Source organism: Mycoplasma zalophidermidis, from assembly GCF_024742155.1.
Taxonomy (GTDB): domain Bacteria; phylum Bacillota_I; class Bacilli_A; order Mycoplasmatales; family Metamycoplasmataceae; genus Mycoplasmopsis; species Mycoplasmopsis zalophidermidis.
Genome location: NZ_JANSFS010000001.1, coordinates 97,764 through 115,283 on the forward strand (window position 1 = coordinate 97,764; position 17,520 = coordinate 115,283).

Sequence of the window (17,520 nt, forward strand, 5' to 3'; positions counted from 1 at the left end):
ATGGACGTAAAAAAATTAAAATCACTTTTACAGTATTCATACTGCCCTTGATCACGCTTTAAAGTGGCGGCCGTCGCAATTGATGCAGAAGGGAGAGAATGACCAGGCGTTAACGTCGAAAATGCTGCTTTTCCATCTGGATTATGTGCTGAACGTTCAGCTTTGTTTGGTTCAGTTGCACACGGCGCAGTGGTAGGAACATTTAAGGAAATTCACATTATTTCGTCTGGGGCTGGTGTGGTTTCACCATGTGCTGGTTGTAGACAAGTATTGACTGAATTTATGCAAGATGATGCATTAGTTCACTTATACAATGGTGAGGGGGATGTAGTTAAAACATTCAAATTAGTTGAATTAGTACCTTTACCAATTAGAAGTGAGCAAATTAAGTAATGAAGGTAAGTATTGTAACCATTATCGGAAGACCAAATGTTGGTAAATCATCGTTACTGAACCAAATTTTAAACTATGAACTTGCTATAGTTTCCAACATACCACAAACAACAAGAGATCAAATTAATGGTGTTTATAATGAACCTGGTTACCAAATTGTCTTTGTTGATACTCCTGGAATACACAAACCATTAAATAAATTAGGCGAATCATTAAACAAGAATGCGTACAATTCATTGAAGGATATTGACTGTATCTTATTTCTTTCGCCTGTAAATGAAAATATCGGGGCGGGAGATAAGGTAATTTTAGAGAAAATACAAAATCAAAAAAATAAAATAGCTGTTATTTCAAAAGTGGACTTAGCCAAATCGCCAGATATTTTATTGGCTAAAGTTGAAGAATTAAGATCATTTGGTTTTGAAAAAATATACAGTATTTCAACCGATAATATCTCTTCAATTAAGAGTTTAATAGAGGAATTGAAATCATATTGTTACGATGGGGAACCATATTATGATGAGGATTTTATAACTGATAAATCAATGAGATTTATGGCTAAAGAAATAATTAGAGTTTCAGCAATGAAATTGCTTCGTGAAGAACTTCCTCACTCAATTGCTGTTGAGGTCAGTGAATTTATTGAAAATGAAAATCAAATTAATATCGAAGCCCTAATTTTTGTAAAAAAACCTTCACAAAAAGGAATGGTTATTGGTAAAGATGGGCAAATGATAAAAAATATAGGCATTAATGCCCGTAAACATATGTCGATGCTATTTGGTGCTAAAGTCGATTTGCGTCTAAAAGTTAAAATAGCTGATAAATGGATAAATGATCCTAAATTTTTAAAGAAAATGGGATATTAAAGGAGAAAATATGAATAGAAAGTATTTGGACAAAGTGTTTAAAGAACACAATATTGACGCTATCGTGTCGGAAGCGCCGCAAACCAGATTATGATTAACCGGCATTCAAACAACTGATGGGTATGTAATTATTGAGAGAAACGAAGCGCATTTATTTGTCGATGGAAGATACATTGAATTTGCTCGCAATAATGCTAAAAATGTTAATATTCACTTATTGGTCGGAACTTCTCTGAAAGATTTTTTTGCAGAAAAAAAATACAACAAAGTTGCTTTTGAGGAAGATTATTTAAACCTTCAAACACACAAATATTTACAAAGCATAATTAATCCAACCGAAGAAGTTTTCATCCGTGGTCAAGAATTACGTATTTTAAAATCAAATGAAGAAATTGAAATAATGCAAAAATCAATAGATATTTCTTTAGAAGCTCTTAAAGAACTTTATAAATGAATAAAACCAGGCATGACTGAAAAGGAAGTGGCTGCGAAATTAAATTATTTAATGAAGTTAAATGGTGCCGAGAAAGAAAGTTTTGATGAGATTGTTGCTACAGGACCTTCTTCAGCTGAACCTCACCATCACCCAACAGATAGAAAATTAGTTGCCGGTGATTTATTAAAGATTGATTTCGGAGCTTTGTATAAAGGGTATTCTGCTGACATCACCAGAACAATTATTATGCCTGACGAAAATGGTAAGGTTAACATTAACAATCCAAAAGCAAAAGAAATTTTAGACATTGTTTTAGAAGCTGCTAAAGCTGGTAGAGATGCAGTTAAGCCCGGCATTAAAGCAAGCACCATCGATAAAATTTGTCGTGACTACATCAATAACGCTGGTTACGGTGAGTATTTTGTTCACGGTACTGGTCATGGTTTGGGTATTGATGTTCATGAATTGCCATATGTAAGTTCTAGAGGTTATGATTACATCTTAGAACCTGGTATGGTCATCACAGTTGAACCTGGAATTTATATTGAGGGTCTTGGCGGTGCTAGAAATGAAGATGATGTCTTAGTCACGGAAACGGGACATTATGTCTTTTCTAAACCAGAAGAAAGATCTTAATAATTTATGAAACAAGAAGATTTGTTAAAATATGAATCTCAGAGGGACGACGTTTTAAAGACACCTTTCATTTCCTATGAAGAACGTGTTTCAATTCTTAAAAAAATAAAATCAATAATTAAAGAAAACATTAACAATATAAACTTTTCTTTAAAAAAAGACTTAAACAAACATGAGAATGAAGTTTATTTTTCTGAAATTGGTTTAATTTTGAATGAAATTAGATTTGTACTTAAAAATCTAAAAAAATGAATGAAACCTAAAAAAGTTAAAACACCATTAGCTTTATTTTCTGGTGCTTCTAAAATTATTCAACAGGCATTGGGGCATTGTCTAATTATTAGTCCTTGAAATTATCCATTTTATTTAACATTTATGCCTTTAATTTCTGCTATAGCAGCTGGGAATAGAGTGATAATAAAGACATCTGAACTATCAAAACATTCTTCTAGTTTGATAATGAAAATTATTAATGAAGATTTAAAAACAGATAAGGTATATGTTATGAGTTCTGACGTTAATGATGTTAAAGAGATGTTAAAAAATAAATTCGATTTCGTCTTTTTCACTGGTTCGGAACGTGTAGGGAAGTTAATCACTGAACAAGTTTCTAGGTTTCACACTCCAATAACTCTTGAGCTCGGTGGTAAATGTCCAGTTATTCTAGATGATAGTGCAGACTTAAGGAATGCAGCCAATAAAATTATGACTGCTAAGTTTATAAATAGCGGTCAAACTTGTGTTGCTCCAGACTATATTGTTGTTCCTAAAAATAAAGGAACTAAATTTATAGAATATTGTCAAGATTACATAAATGCAAAATTAGATAAACTTGAGAATTATCCTAAAATAATTAGCGAGGAACATCACAAAAGAATTATGGGTTTAATTCCCAATGATGTCAACGTTCAATACACTGATACTCAAATTTTGCCAAAAGCGTTCATTTCTGATTGAAATAATAAAATTATGAAGCAGGAAGTATTTGGCCCATTGTTACCTGTTATTGAGTATCAAGATTTTTCAGAAATAGTCCGCAAGATTTCTGAAAAATCAGAACCATTAGCAACTTATGTTTTTACAAAAGAAAAAAAATTTGTCGATGAAGTTTTTAAAAATATACGCACTGGTGCTTTAGTAATTAACGATTTAATGGTTCAGTTAGCTAACCATTATTTACCTTTTGGTGGTGTCGGAGCATCAGGACATGGACGCAGTCGGGGATATGCTGGATTTTTAGAATTTTCAAATTCAGTCAGTTATTATCGGAGAACTTGATTTTCTACTGAATTGAGTGAGCATCCGTATTCTGAATTAAAACTGAAAATTTTAAAGAAAATTATTAAATAAAATGTGTTTTTTTTGCAAAAGCGATTGAAAACACATTTTTTTAATAAAAATATTAAGTTTTTCAAAAAAGTATATATAATGAATTTATGAAAGAATTAGATAAAATTACACCATTAGAAAAAGACTTTGCGAAGTGATACACCGATGTCGTAAAACAAGGCAACCTAATTGCGTATGGACCATTAAAAGGTACATTAGTCTTTAAGCCTAATTCATTTGGTATTTGAGAGTTGATTCAAAAATACTTAAATGAAGAATTTAAACAACAAGGAGTTCAAAACGTTTATCTTCCTTTGTTAATACCTGAAAGATTATTTAACAAAGAAAAAGATCATATAGAAGGGTTTAACCCTGAGTTAGCAACTATTACACAAGTTGGAGAAGCTAAATTAGAAGAAAAGGTTTTTGTTAGACCAACATCAGAAGTATTATTTGCTGATTTATTTAAAAACTCAATTGAATCTTACAAGGATCTACCGATTATTTATAATCAATGAGCGAATGTTATTCGTTGAGAAAAAACAACTAACCCATTTTTAAGAAGTCGGGAATTTTTATGACAAGAAGGTCACACATGTCATAATAATGCAATGGAGGCGCGTCAATTAACAAGAATAATGATTTCACTTTATGCAAAATTTCTTAAAAATTACTTAGCGATCCCTGTAATTGTTGGTAAGAAAACACCTAAAGAAAAATTTGCAGGAGCATGTAGCACATATACAGTGGAAGCTATGATGAAGGACGGCAGAGCCTTACAAGCAGGCACCAGCCACTATCTTGCTCAAAATTTTTCAAAACCTTTTGAAATTACTTTTAAGGATGAAAATAACAATATTCAATTTGCTTATCAGACATCATGGGGTGTTTCTACTCGATTGTTGGGAGCAATTATTATGACCCATGGTGATAATAGAGGAATAATTATTCCGCCTAGAATTGCACCAACACAAATTGATATTCTTGAATTGTTTGCATCTAAAAACCCAAAAGTAAGTGAAGTAGCAAAACAATTAGTTAAAGATTTAGGAAGAATCTATAGAGTAAGATTAGATAATTCCGATAAAAACCCTGGATTTAAAGCTTCTAATTCTGAAATCCAAGGCACGCCACTAAGAATTGAAATTGGTCCTAGAGACCTTGAAAACAATATGGTAACAATAGTTCGTAGAGACACTCTAGATAAAATTGTAATGCCAATCAATCAAGTTAAAAAAGAAGTAAAAACTTTACTTAATGACATTCACAATAATCTATACGCAACAGCAAAAGAAAGATTAGACAAAAATATTGTTGCCGTTGACACATACGAGGAATTTGCGGATCAAATTTCTAAATCTAAATTCGTTTTAGCTCCTTTCTGTTGTCATGACGAAGAAGAGGAAGAAATTAAAGCTGAAACAGGTGCTACCGCACGTTGTATTCCCAAATCAATGGAAAGAGACGAAAAAATGAAACCATGTATTACGTGCCATCGTATTACAAAACGTTTTGTGATTTTTGCACGCGCTTACTAATGGATTAACTTAGCGTTTTGCTAGGTTTTTTTAATTAGGAGATAATATGAATTCTTTTTTAATCCAAAACTTCTCGAATTATAATTTAACGCAACTCGAAAAATATAAAGGTGTTAAAGATATATGTCAATTAGAATTAGGTCGAGCCAAAAGTAAAAGAATGAATGAATTTAAAAATGGCAAGAAACCTTCAACGTTAACTAGCGATATAAAAAACTTATACAACTATTACTCAGAAAATATGCAAAGAGTGTTGGTATGTATGAGTGACATTAGCCGCGAAATATTAGATAATGAGTTGTTAGACCCTTGCGATGACCCATTCTGGTGAGATATGCTTTGCTCTAAAACAACTTATTATAAAAGACGAGCCGCAATGGTTGATGAGTTCTTATTTTATTACTTCGATAGTTTTTAGAAGTGAGCGCTACGGCGCTCATTTCTAATTTATGAAGAAAATGCTAATCATTATTTATGGTTTTGTTCTTTTAAATTATAATGATAATAATAGGCTGGGGGAATTATGAATGAAAGTAATATCAGATTTAAAAAATTTTGCGATTCAATAGGTTTTAAAATTCCGGATAATTTGATAAAAACTGAACTCGAAGTTACAAAGTACGAAACCGATATTGATCAAATCAGTGTTAATATAAACTTCAGAGATGAAATAAATCCTGAAGATTTTTTTGCTTTATTAACAGCCATAAGAGCAAATAAAATTTATAAAGTATTTATAACTTTTAGTTTTGACTTATTACAGTATAAACACACTAATTTAGTTAAATTTATTGAATATATAATCGCTACTAAAAGTAAATATTCAAAACTAAAAGTGTTTGATTGAAACAGAGAATTAATTGGTTTGGATGGTTCAAATTTTGAAGTTACTACTATTAGTGAGGAACGTTTTAATGAGTTTAAAGATTTAGTTGATCAGTTATCTAATTCATTGAATAAATATGGTTATAAAAATTTAAATCTAAAATTAATATATCAAAGTCTTGTATTAAAGGAACTTGATGCATCAAATCGAGATAATGACTTATTAGCCCAAGAACAATTTTTAAAATTGATGAATTCTAAACCCGTACAAAGCAAATCTTCGGATAGTAAACCTAGCAAAAAATGATCTAGAAAACAATATCAGGATGTTGAAATAATTAATATAAAACATTTACCGGAAAAAACAAATATAACTATTACAGGCGAAATATACGCTAGCGATTTAATAGTTACTAAAAATAAAAAATATATTTATTCATTTTCGATTACTGACCACACTGACGCAATTAATGCTAAATGATTTAGAGATGATGCACTTGATGAAGACATTCTAAATAAAGATTTAAAAAATGGAAATTTTATTAAATTATTTGGTACTACTGCATATCAAACATTTGGTAAACCAGAATGATTTATATATATTGATTCATTCGAAAAAGCTGAATCAATATATAAAAAACGTGTTGATACTGCTTCTGAGGACCAAAAAAGAATAGAATTGCATGTTTCATCTAAATTAAATACTATGGATGGATTATTTAATCCGCCTGACATTATTTCAAAAGCGGAAGAATTTGGTATGCCTGCCGTTGCAATTTGTGATTTAGATGCCGTTCAAGGTTATCCTAATTTTTACCAAAAAGCAAGAAAATCTAAAGTAAAAGGTTTATATGCCGCTTCTTTTTCAGTATTCCATAAAAACCCAATCATTTTTTATGGTGATGTTCCGAGTGGAAAAATTACCGATCATTCTTATGTTTCTTTTGATATTGAAACAACAGGTTTAAGTCCAAAGTTTCATGAATTAATTGAATATGGTTCATATGTAATTAATGTGAATAAAATTGCTCCTCAGCCAACACAATTTTTAGTAAAGCCCAAGGAAAAAATTAAACCATATACTACACAACTTACAGGGATTACACAAAAAGATATTGATAGTACTGGTCTTGACTGTAAAGTTGCATTACAAAAAATATATGATGATTTAAATGGCAAAATAGCTCTTGCGCACAACGCAAAATTTGACTACAACTTTATCAAAGAACAATTTAGGTTAAATAATATGGAATTTCCAAATGTTGTTGTTATTGATACTTTAGCAGTATCGAGATTAATTTTTTCTGAACGCAAAAAACACTCGCTTGGAGATTTAGCAGCTAATTTAGGTGTTAACTATAACCCGAATGTTGCTCACCGTGGAGATTATGATGCCAAAGTCCTAGCCGATATTTGATTGGAAATGATGCACACCATGTCAACTAAAAATATCTTCACATTTCAAGATTTATTAGAATTTAAACCGGAAAATGAATTCAAAGATCGTTTCCCGTATGCATTTACTAGCTTGGTTCGTAATCAATTGGGTTTAAAAAAACAATTTGCAATGGTAAGTGATTGTTTAACCAAAAATTATAGTTATGGGCCGAGAACATTTTATGAAGATATCAAACCCGATCCTGATTTATTATTTGGTTCAGGAACATTAAAATCTAAATTAATCGATGATTATTTTTATGCTTCACGTAGTCAATTTTTAGAGGAAATTAAACGTTATGATTATATTGAAATTCCAGCTCCACAGGTTTTCAAACATTGGGTTGACATGGAATTCATTACTAAAGACCAACTGCACGATGGATTGAAAGACATTATTTTAACTGCTAAAGAATATAATAAAATCCCTGTTGCTACAGGTGATGTTAGATATTCCGATAAAGCTGATAAAAAAGCTTTTGAAATTTTGGTTTATGCAAAAGGAATTGGTGCAGCTCGCCACTATTTATATAATTATGGAAGGGCCAAAGAAGGTACTCTAACTATTCCTGACCAGGAATTTTTAACTACTAATGAAATGTTGAATCAGTTTGAATTTCTTGGCGATGAAGATTTAATTAAAGAAATTGTAATTACTAATAGTCGCAGAATTGCTGATATGTGTGAGGAAGTCGTTGTTATAAAAGACAAGCTGTATACTCCTAAATTTGATGACTCTTCAAGAAAACTTAGAGAACTAGTTTATCAAAATGCAAAATTAAAATATGGTGATAATTTGCCTGAAATTGTCGACCAAAGAATCAAGGCTGAATTAACCCCTATTATTGAGTATGGTTTTGATGTAATCTATTGAATTTCACACAGGCTGGTCAAAAAATCATTGGATGAAGGTTATGTTGTTGGTAGTCGTGGTTCTGTTGGTTCGTCTCTTGTTGCGACACTAAGCGAAATATCTGAAGTTAACCCTCTACCACCATATTATTTATGTAATAAATGTAAGTTTTTTGAATTAGCAAATGTTCCTGGAATTACTTCTGCTTATGATTTAAAAAACAAAAAATGTCCTAACTGTGAAATCGATATGGAAAGAGACGGGCATAATATTGCTTTTGAAACATTTCTTGGTTTTAAAGCTGACAAAGTTCCCGATATTGACCTTAACTTTTCTGGCGAATTTCAAGGAGAAGTCCATAATGAAACGAGAAGATTATTTGGTCAAACACATACATTAAGGGCGGGAACAATATCTACAGTTGCACCTAAAACAGGTTTTGGCTATGTAAAGAATTTTATTGAAGAAACTCATACAGATTACTCAGATGCTTATGCTATGTATTTAGCGACTAAAATCGATGGTGTAAAACGCACTACAGGTCAACACCCGGGTGGTATTATCATTATTCCTACTGAATATGATGTTTACGATTTCACCCCAATTAATTATCCTGCCGATGATACAAATTCAACCTGATTCACTACTCACTTTGAATATAAAGCTATCCATGATAATGTTTTAAAACTTGACTTACTGGGGCATGATAACCCTACGATAATTAAAATGTTAGAAACATATACCGGATTGAGAATTGCTGATATTCCTAAAAATGATCCAGAAATTGTTAAGGTATTTAACTCTACAGATCCATTAGGTATAAAGCCATCCGATATTGGTGGTGAAGCAACTGGCGCCATAGGCTTACCTGAATTTGGTACTCAATTTGTTCGTCAAATGTTATTACAAGCTCAACCTAAATCGTTTGCCGATTTAGTATCCATATCAGGGTTAAGTCATGGGACAAATGTTTGAATTGGAAATAATCAAGATTTAATTATGAAAGAGGGCTTTAGACTTCCTGACATTTTCTGTTGTCGTGACGATATTCTTGCTAAATTGGTTGCTGAAGGTGTTCCGAATCGTTATGCGTTTAACATTATGGAAAAGGTTCGTAAAGGTAAAGGTTTAACACCTGAAGAACAAGCTGAATTAAGAAAATACAATGTTCCTGAATGGCAGATAGATTCAATGCTTAAGATTGCATATATGTTCCCTAAGGCTCACGCAGTCGCATATGTTCTAATGGCTTGATGAATTGGTTGATTCAAAATAAATCAACCTTTAGCATTCTATGCATCTTATTTTGCAACTCACGCAAAAGCCGTTGATGTAGAAAGCATGGTGGATGTGCGTAACGGAAAAAAAGCTCACAATAAGTTAGTTCAGCTTCAATCCGTTAATCGTAAAGAGTTAGATAATAAATCAATTGATTTAATGCCTACGCTTGAAGTTGTGCGCGAACTATATGCACGCGGTTTGTATATAGCAAATATAGATATTGAACGTTCACAAGCACATGAGTGAGTAATTGATAACGATGAAAAATGTCTAATACCACCTTTTAAATCACTTGACGGTTTAGGAGATTCAGTTGCAGAATCTATCGTAAATGCTCGCACCGAAAAGTCTTTCAGTTCTATTCAGGATTTTATAACCAGGGCCAAAGTTAATAAAACTTTAGTTGAAAAGATGGAAAAAATGGGCATTTTTGCAAAATTAGATGAAACAGATCAAATGAGATTATTTTAGATAAGTATTTAGTAAAATTTATTTCAATGGAGGAGGCAAAATGAATAAAAATAAAGAGAATCATATAATAAAAAAACCCACGTTTTGAAATGTATTTGTCTTAATACTTATGGTAACTTTTATTGGTTTTGGTGGCGGAAATGCCCTTATGCCTGTGATAAAACGATATGCTGTTGATAAATATGAATGGCTAGATAGTGATGAATTCGACAAAAATGTTGTTATTACAAATATGTTACCTGGTCCAATGGCTATTGAGGCTTTATCTTATATTGCAATGAAAACACTTGGATTTTGAAAAGGTTTTCTTGTCGTTTTATTTGCATCATTGCCGCATATTGTGGTTACAATAGCCTTATTCTTTGTATTGTCAAAGTTACCACTTGAATATTTATATGTGGTTCAGGTTGGAGTGTTAGTCGCTATTGTTGGGAGCTTAATTGGTTTTAGTTGATCATATTTTAAAAAAGGAATTAAATCTAACAAGATTGGTGTGTGAACAATATTATTTTTAATTACGATGGCTTTTTCATTATTTGTTCCTACCCCTTATAACGTTCCAGTCGCAATTATGTTTTTAATTATTGGTATTTTTGCTGCTATTTATTGTGTTCAAAAAAGAAAAAATATCAAGAAATTAAAATGTCAATTAAAACAAGAAAAAATAATCCAGAACACGGATAAATCAATTGAAAATGTAGAAATTTCACATTCAATAACAGAGGTGAGTAACATTGAAGAGATAAATAAAAAACAAGACAATATTAATGAGGTCAAATAATGGGATTATTAGCTTTATTAGTTTCTCTACCCCTTATTATTCTTGTTTCATTATCTGTGTTTGGTGGTGGTCAAATATTTATGCCAATATTTACTTGGTTATGAAAATCCCTTGCTAAATGATTTAATATAACTATAACTACTGAACAAATTAATAGTGTATTTGCAATTTCAAATTCAACTCCAGGAATTTTAAGTCCGAAATTTGCGACCGTTACGGGATATTTGGTGTCGGAAGGGCAATGATGGGGTTATACAGCAATGATATTGACTTATCTAGCATTTTGTGTTCCGCCTATCTTAATGATGAAATTAGCGACGAAATATGCTGATAAGTTTGAAGATTCATTGTTTTTGAAGAAATTAATTAATATCATGAATCCGGTTGTAACTGGAATAATTGTCGCTTTAGCAATTCAGTTATTTATTGGGTTAATTGCGCCACAAGTAGTATTTAATAAATCAGCTAAGGAATATTTTGGATTAGATTACAGTGATAAAACAGTCATATTTTTCTCAGGGTGAAGGGGAATTGTTTTATATGTATATGTACCAATCGGAATTATTATTTCTTTAATTTTGTATTTCAAAAAAATCCCTATGTTTGGGTTAATATTAGGTAATGTAGTAATAGCGCTGATTTTATTTGAACCTTGATTAAAAGTAGCTTCTTAGCTATTTTTTATTTAAATAAAAAACCGGCAAAGCCGATTAATTATGATTATTATTTCTTTTCTTTGTGGTTTGTATGTTTGTTACATTTGCCACAGTATTTATTTAATTCCACTTTTTCTGGGTGGTTTTTTTTGTTTTTCTTACTAATGTAATTTTCCATTTTGCACTCAGTACATTGGAATGTAAATCCTTCTCTTGCCATTCTTGTCTCCTATGTGTAATCTTATGTGTGTAAAATTCTTTTTAATTATTTTTTAATTATAACCATAAATATAATTAAAATAAATTTTTAGTTGTGTTATTTGTTTATTTTAGCATATTTTTGTCAAACGGGATAAATTCTTAGTTAGCTAATTAATTTTTTCTTGGTATTTCTCTAATTTTTGAATTGCTTTTTTTACACTATCGTATGCTGCTGCTCTAGTTGTGGCTGTAATGTCAGCGATTTCTTGATAGCTTAAATTTTCTAAAAAATAAAGTTGAAAAGCTTGTTTTTGAGTTTGTGTTAATAAATTTTGAAATTTTTCAAATAAAGAAATGTAAATTTCACGTTGTTCAATATCATTAATCTTGCTCATTTTCCACCATTAAATCTTTCGTCATTGTGTAGATGAATTTTTCAAGATCAAATTGTTCGAGGTCATCTAAACCTTCACCTAAACCAATGTATTTAACATTAAGGTCAAATTCATCTTTAATTGAAAGGACAATTCCACCCTTGCTTGTACCGTCCATTTTAGTCAAAATAATTCCGGTTGGATTTGCTGCTTCTTTGAAGTGCCGTGCTTGGCTAACACCATTTTGTCCGGTGGTTGCGTCCAACACTAATAAACATTCATGGGGTGCGTCATCTTGGAAACGGGTTATTATTCCGTACATTTTTTGCAGTTCTTTCATTAAGTTTATTTTATTTTGTAATCTACCAGCGGTGTCAATCAGTAACAAATCATAATTTTCTTCTTTAGCTTTTTTAAGAGAATCAAAAACAACTGATGAAGGGTCAACACCTTCTTTTGCTGGTTTAACAATATCAGCACCAGCACGATTCGCTCAAACATCCAATTGGCTGACAGCTCCCGCCCTAAATGTGTCGGCAGCAGCTACCAAAACTTTTTTGCCCATTTGAATATATTTATGAGCAATTTTGGCTACAGAAGTAGTTTTTCCTGAACCATTAACCCCAACAAAAACAAAAATATTAAGGCGACCATCTTTATAATTTAAGTTAGTATCAACAACACTTTTATTCGTGTAGATAACAAACATCTGATCGGCTGTTAGTTCACCAATATCCTTAGTATCGTGTAAATTACGCAATCTTACTTCATTTTTTAGGTGGGTTATAATCGCGTACACCAATGAAGCATTAATGTCAGACATGATTAAAATTTCTTCTAATTCTTCGAAAAATTCCTCATTAATTTTTTTGTGCTTATTTTGCAGGTTAAAAATTTTTCGTCCAAGACTAGATGCATTGCTTAGTCCGGTCGAATATTTTTCCAGTTTTTTTGATTCAATCAGTTTTTGTTCTTCTAATTGTTCAATTTTTTGTTCTTTTTCAGCAAGTTTATCCTTTTTTCTGCCAAAAACTTTTTCTTTTAAAAATTTAAAAAATCCCATAGTGTCTAAATTTTAAAGGAAAATCAAATATTTTTAAGCAAAAGACATTCATTGTTTAAATGCTTTGAGTATAAAATATGTTTATAATTATTGTCGAGGCAATAATGAATAAGAAAACAATGATAAAAGTAAAAGGTTTGGTTAAAAAATTTAACAAACTAAAAGTTGTAAACAATCTTTCATTTGAAGTAAATGAAGGAGAGTTATTTGGTTTTATTGGCTTAAATGGTGCCGGTAAAACCACTACATTAAATATAATTTTAGGTCTTTTAAACAAAGACGACGGAGAAGTATATATTGAAGGCGATTTACTAACAAATAACATAGATAAAATAAGAAATAAAATAGGTATAGTTTTTCAAGAATCGGTTTTAGACGGTGAGTTAACAGTATATGAAAATTTAGTAATAAGATGTTCTTTGTATCAAGATAAGGTAAATAATGTAAAGAAAACCGTTGATAGAATAATGAATGAATTTGAACTAAATGAATTGAAAAATAGACCTTATGGTAAATTATCAGGTGGCCAAAAAAGAAGGGTAGACATAGCTAGAGCACTAGTTCATAATCCACGTATTTTATTTCTTGATGAACCAACCACCGGGCTCGATCCTTCATCGCGAAAAATGGTTTGAGAGATATTAAAAAAACTTAGAAAAGATCATAATCTTACAATTTTGTTAACTACTCACTATATGGAAGAGGCAAACGACTGCGATAACATAATCATAATTAAGAAAGGTGTTAAATTGATTGAAGGCACACCATTTGAATTAAAATCAAATTATTCAACAACAATTTTGAAAATACATGAATTTGACGAAGCGTCAGACATTAAAACAACAATCAATAAAGTTGGTGCTATCAGACAAGATAATTATTGATTAATTAAATTTATGAATTTCATTGATTTAAAACAATTCATTGATAAATATTCCACTAATCTCAAAGATTATGAAATTCTAAAAGGAAGTATGGATGAAGTATTCTTAAACGTGACTAAGGAGAAAGAATAATGACACAACTTAATGCTTTATTAAAAAGAAATTTCCTTTGCTTTTTTAAAAGTAAATCCAAAGTATTTTTCACATTTTTAACACCATTAATCTATTTATTCATTTATTTCATACTAATAAGAAAACTCATGGCAGGTGGTTTCGAAAATATACCAAATGCTTCTAAAATTACTAAAGACGCTTTGGTTGATGGGTTTTTGTTATTTGGAATTATTTCGATAACAACCATCACAACTGCCGTGACTGGTGCGACTCAAATAGTTGATGACAAATTAAGTGGTGTTTTAAAAGATATTTCAATTACTCCAATCAAATCATCAACAATAAGAGTGAGTTTTATATTAATTAATTGAATTATTAATTTAATTATTTCGACCGGATTATTCTTAATTGTTGTTTGTTACATGTTAATTAAACACACAGCAATTAATGGCTGAAATAACTATCTTTATTTTGTTCCGATGATTATTTTATCTACTTTATTTAATTCGATATTATTTACACTTATCTTTAGTTTTTTTAAAAACAAATCTGTTTATAGCGCATTTTGTTCATTATTTTCGTCAATTATAGGGTTCTTAATAGGTGTATATATACCTTGAAACTCTTTAAATAATAATGTGCTTCTTCAAATATGTTCTGTAATTCCGCAGACTCAATTTACAAATATTTTTAAATATTTAAGTTTGGCAAATATTTCTGAAAGTAATATTAATTTCGGTAAAGAAGCATTAGGTATAGATTATATTGTTTTGTTTGGACATAAAATCAATGTTTGGATCTGCATACTTTACTCAGGTTGTTGAACAATAGCTGCTTTAACAGTTGCTTCATTATATAAATTCAATATTAATAAATAGGCATCGCCTATTTTGCTTATTGCGGTATAAAGCCTGTGTATTCGTAAAGTTGTGTCATAGTTTCGGAAAAATATTTTATAATTTATATATTGAATTGATTTGGAAAAATAAGCGATTAGAGCTTTTTAATAAAAATAAAGATATTTTTTATCTTTCCGAGGGGAAAAATGCCAGAAAATAAAAACAAAGAAATGAAGTTCCCACTCTTGGGAGCTATTATTAATGTGCAGGCTTATAAATACAACGGTTATTTATATCGCCAGTGAAATGGAGTTAAGGTTATTAGAAACACAGATGATCACTTCGCGCTGTTTATTTACAAAACAAGAGTTGCCGAAACTGAAAAAAGTTCGTGAGTTTATCGCGAGCCCGTTATTTGATTCATGCCTAAACATGAGAACTATAATGCTTTAATAATGTTAAAGAAAAAGCATAATTATATATATGTAAATATAGCCTCAAAACCAATTTACGAAGATAATACTATTAAATTTATTGATTTTGATTTAGACATTAAGTCATATCCAAAACGCGAACTTGCAATTGTTGATAGGGATGAGTTCGCTCATAATTCAAAGAAATATGAATATCCTGAAAGTTTAAAAATGATTATTTATCAAACGCTTGAATTGGTTGTGGATAAATATGAGAAGCAACAATATTTCTTTAATCCTAAATTGATTGATTACTATATTGATGTAATTAAGAAGGACAATTCTTTACCAAAGGATTTCAGAACTACGGAACCTTCAAAACCTCGCAGATCAAAGAAAGATTAAGTAAAGATTAAACAAATCTAATTCGTTTTAAATAATTAAAAAATAGAGTTTTATGACCCTATTTTTAATTTTGGTTTAAAGAAACGATAATCATTGGTTCTTTATTAAATGTTTTGAAAATTCTTTTTCTAATCACATGACGAGCACGATTTTGAAAATCTTTCAACCCTTCAAATTCTTCTGTTTCTAAAAGACTTACAATTGTTGAAATAATTAATTCTTCAGCTTCTTTTTTATCTTCTTTTGAGATTGCTCCGATGATGTTAATTTGTGTACGTCCTGTTAATTTTTTAGTGTTCGAATTATAAGTCGATGTAATTATTATTGCTCCATCACGGCCTAAAATTTCACGCTCTGCTATAACTTCGGTACTAATATCTCCAATTCCAAAACCATCAATAATAACATCGCCGATACCTTTAATTTTGCCTTTGGTACTTGATAATTTGCCATTGATAAAGTGAGCTATCTTTCCATTTTGTAATAATATACAATTTTGTGGTTTGATTTTAGCTTCTTTACTAATACATTTAGCAGCCTCTGATAAATAACGGTAAAGTCCTTGAACTGGAATAACATATTGGGGTTGCAAAGTTTTAACTAAATCAATTAAATCCTGTCTTGCTGGGCGGTGACGATAGAATTCTTTATTCGAAACATCAGAAATTTTAGGTGTAATTCTAGCAATATCATCTAATGATACTGCTGCAATACTTTCAAGACCAGCTATTGGGGGTGCAATCATAATTACATTATCAGTTGGTTTTAATTTTAAGAAAACATCATTATTATCAGTAATTCTTAAAAATCTTGAGTAAAGACGTTCGATGGCTCCAGTGACCAAAACAACTGCATTGTCTGATTTATTAGCCATTTTGTAATCTATTTGTTCCGGTAATTTTAAATTAGGATTTTCCTTTTGCATTAGATAGAATAATTGTCCATATGTCTTGCCATAAGTAATTATTGGACGATTAGTTTTTATTGCCAGTTCTAGTATTTGATGTATTGAAACCATTTCTTCGTCATAGGCACCAATAATTATTCTTTCATTTTCCTTTGCACTCATAAAAACATCTTTAATTGATTCAGGAAGGTTGATTTTATCTACTGCTTTTCCTGAATAGTTTGCGCGACCAGAATCAACAACTAAAGCAATTAATTTGCGTTTTGTAAAGCCTGTTTTTAAATGTTGAAAATCCAGTTTTCCATAAATACCTAAATTACCTTCAACGAAGTTAAACATAAATAACACATCACCGTCTGGAGTAATAAAATCAAAACCAATATGTCCGGGCATTGAACCAGCAAGCTCAATTGGTTGGACAAAAATTTCACCCAATTTAGCCATCTTACTTAAAGAAATTATCTTATAATCTTTGTTCATGATTTTATATTTCGAAAGACGATCCGCTATCATTATTTTATTAAATGGTGACGTGTAGATATTTAGATTTGGTATATGCATTAATAATCAAGGTAATGCTGAAAAAGTTTCGTTTTTAACATCGGTTACAAACACCCCAACTATTTTGTCTTTATTTTTTTCAAGATAAGAAAAATCAGGAATTAATGTGTCAACTCCGTTTTGTGAATTGATAGGAACTTTAGTTCCGGCATTAATGATATAGATTTTTTCGTTATATTCTAAAACGTAACAGTTTTTACCATTCTCATCTAAACCGCCTAATGCAAAAATATTAATATGATTCATATATCCTC

The 17,520-nt window shown here is 30.6% G+C and carries 16 protein-coding genes; 12 read left to right on the forward strand and 4 right to left on the reverse strand.

The window, feature by feature from the left end; all coding sequences use genetic code 4:
- From cdd to NW238_RS00525, 9 genes are all read left to right on the forward strand, one after another.
- Entirely contained in the window at positions 1-393 is a 393-nt protein-coding gene (cdd, locus tag NW238_RS00485) for a cytidine deaminase (protein WP_216505166.1), read from the forward strand.
- Complete coding sequence (era, locus tag NW238_RS00490) at positions 393-1,262, forward strand: GTPase Era (protein ID WP_216505164.1); 870 nt, start codon at positions 393-395, stop codon at positions 1,260-1,262. The genes cdd and era overlap by 1 nt, the downstream gene beginning before the upstream one ends.
- A 10-nt stretch (positions 1,263-1,272) precedes the next feature.
- Positions 1,273-2,334: an aminopeptidase P family protein gene (locus tag NW238_RS00495; protein WP_216505163.1), complete on the forward strand. Its 1,062-nt coding sequence runs from the start codon at positions 1,273-1,275 to the stop codon at positions 2,332-2,334.
- Between the two features lie 6 nt (positions 2,335-2,340).
- On the forward strand, positions 2,341-3,684 hold the full coding sequence (locus NW238_RS00500; protein WP_216505162.1) for an aldehyde dehydrogenase family protein: 1,344 nt from the start codon (positions 2,341-2,343) through the stop codon (positions 3,682-3,684).
- Positions 3,685-3,770: 86 nt separating this feature from the next.
- A complete protein-coding gene (gene proS, locus NW238_RS00505) occupies positions 3,771-5,201 on the forward strand; it encodes a proline--tRNA ligase (protein ID WP_216567730.1) in 1,431 nt (476 codons plus the stop codon).
- 46 nt (positions 5,202-5,247) lie between these two features.
- Positions 5,248-5,619: an MG284/MPN403 family protein gene (locus NW238_RS00510; RefSeq protein ID WP_216505160.1), complete on the forward strand. Its 372-nt coding sequence runs from the start codon at positions 5,248-5,250 to the stop codon at positions 5,617-5,619.
- Between the two features lie 105 nt (positions 5,620-5,724).
- Positions 5,725-10,068, forward strand: a complete 4,344-nt coding sequence (locus NW238_RS00515; protein ID WP_216505159.1) for a PolC-type DNA polymerase III — start codon at positions 5,725-5,727, stop codon at positions 10,066-10,068.
- 40 nt (positions 10,069-10,108) lie between these two features.
- The gene (locus NW238_RS00520) at positions 10,109-10,849 is read left to right on the forward strand and encodes a chromate transporter (RefSeq protein ID WP_258451612.1); all 741 of its coding nucleotides are present in this window, start codon (positions 10,109-10,111) and stop codon (positions 10,847-10,849) included.
- Positions 10,849-11,523, forward strand: a complete 675-nt coding sequence (locus NW238_RS00525; protein ID WP_373889492.1) for a chromate transporter — start codon at positions 10,849-10,851, stop codon at positions 11,521-11,523. Before NW238_RS00520 ends, NW238_RS00525 begins: the two co-directional genes overlap by 1 nt.
- A gap of 49 nt (positions 11,524-11,572) precedes the next feature.
- Here NW238_RS00525 and rpmG read toward each other — a convergent pair whose 3' ends face one another.
- The 3 genes from rpmG to ftsY form a co-directional block, all read right to left on the reverse strand.
- A complete protein-coding gene (rpmG, locus tag NW238_RS00530) occupies positions 11,573-11,725 on the reverse strand; it encodes a 50S ribosomal protein L33 (protein ID WP_171111173.1) in 153 nt (50 codons plus the stop codon).
- A 148-nt stretch (positions 11,726-11,873) separates the two neighbouring features.
- Positions 11,874-12,101: a sigma factor-like helix-turn-helix DNA-binding protein gene (locus tag NW238_RS00535; protein ID WP_171111171.1), complete on the reverse strand. Its 228-nt coding sequence runs from the start codon at positions 12,099-12,101 to the stop codon at positions 11,874-11,876.
- Positions 12,088-13,143 (reverse strand): signal recognition particle-docking protein FtsY, encoded by a 1,056-nt coding sequence (gene ftsY, locus NW238_RS00540; protein ID WP_216505156.1) that lies wholly within the window; start codon positions 13,141-13,143, stop codon positions 12,088-12,090. Before ftsY ends, NW238_RS00535 begins: the two co-directional genes overlap by 14 nt.
- A 104-nt stretch (positions 13,144-13,247) precedes the next feature.
- Here ftsY and NW238_RS00545 point away from each other — a divergent pair, with 104 nt between their 5' ends.
- The 3 genes from NW238_RS00545 (at position 13,248) to NW238_RS00555 (ending at position 15,798) form a co-directional block, all read left to right on the forward strand.
- The gene (locus NW238_RS00545) at positions 13,248-14,159 is read left to right on the forward strand and encodes an ABC transporter ATP-binding protein (RefSeq protein ID WP_216505155.1); all 912 of its coding nucleotides are present in this window, start codon (positions 13,248-13,250) and stop codon (positions 14,157-14,159) included.
- Complete coding sequence (locus NW238_RS00550) at positions 14,159-15,019, forward strand: ABC transporter permease (protein WP_258451614.1); 861 nt, start codon at positions 14,159-14,161, stop codon at positions 15,017-15,019. The genes NW238_RS00545 and NW238_RS00550 overlap by 1 nt, the downstream gene beginning before the upstream one ends.
- A gap of 167 nt (positions 15,020-15,186) precedes the next feature.
- Positions 15,187-15,798, forward strand: coding sequence for a DUF402 domain-containing protein (locus tag NW238_RS00555; protein WP_216505151.1), 612 nt, complete (start codon positions 15,187-15,189; stop codon positions 15,796-15,798).
- 64 nt (positions 15,799-15,862) lie between these two features.
- Here the strand turns inward: NW238_RS00555 and NW238_RS00560 are convergent, their stop codons facing one another.
- Positions 15,863-17,512: an MBL fold metallo-hydrolase RNA specificity domain-containing protein gene (locus tag NW238_RS00560; protein WP_216505150.1), complete on the reverse strand. Its 1,650-nt coding sequence runs from the start codon at positions 17,510-17,512 to the stop codon at positions 15,863-15,865.
- Between the last annotated feature and the right edge of the window lie 8 nt (positions 17,513-17,520).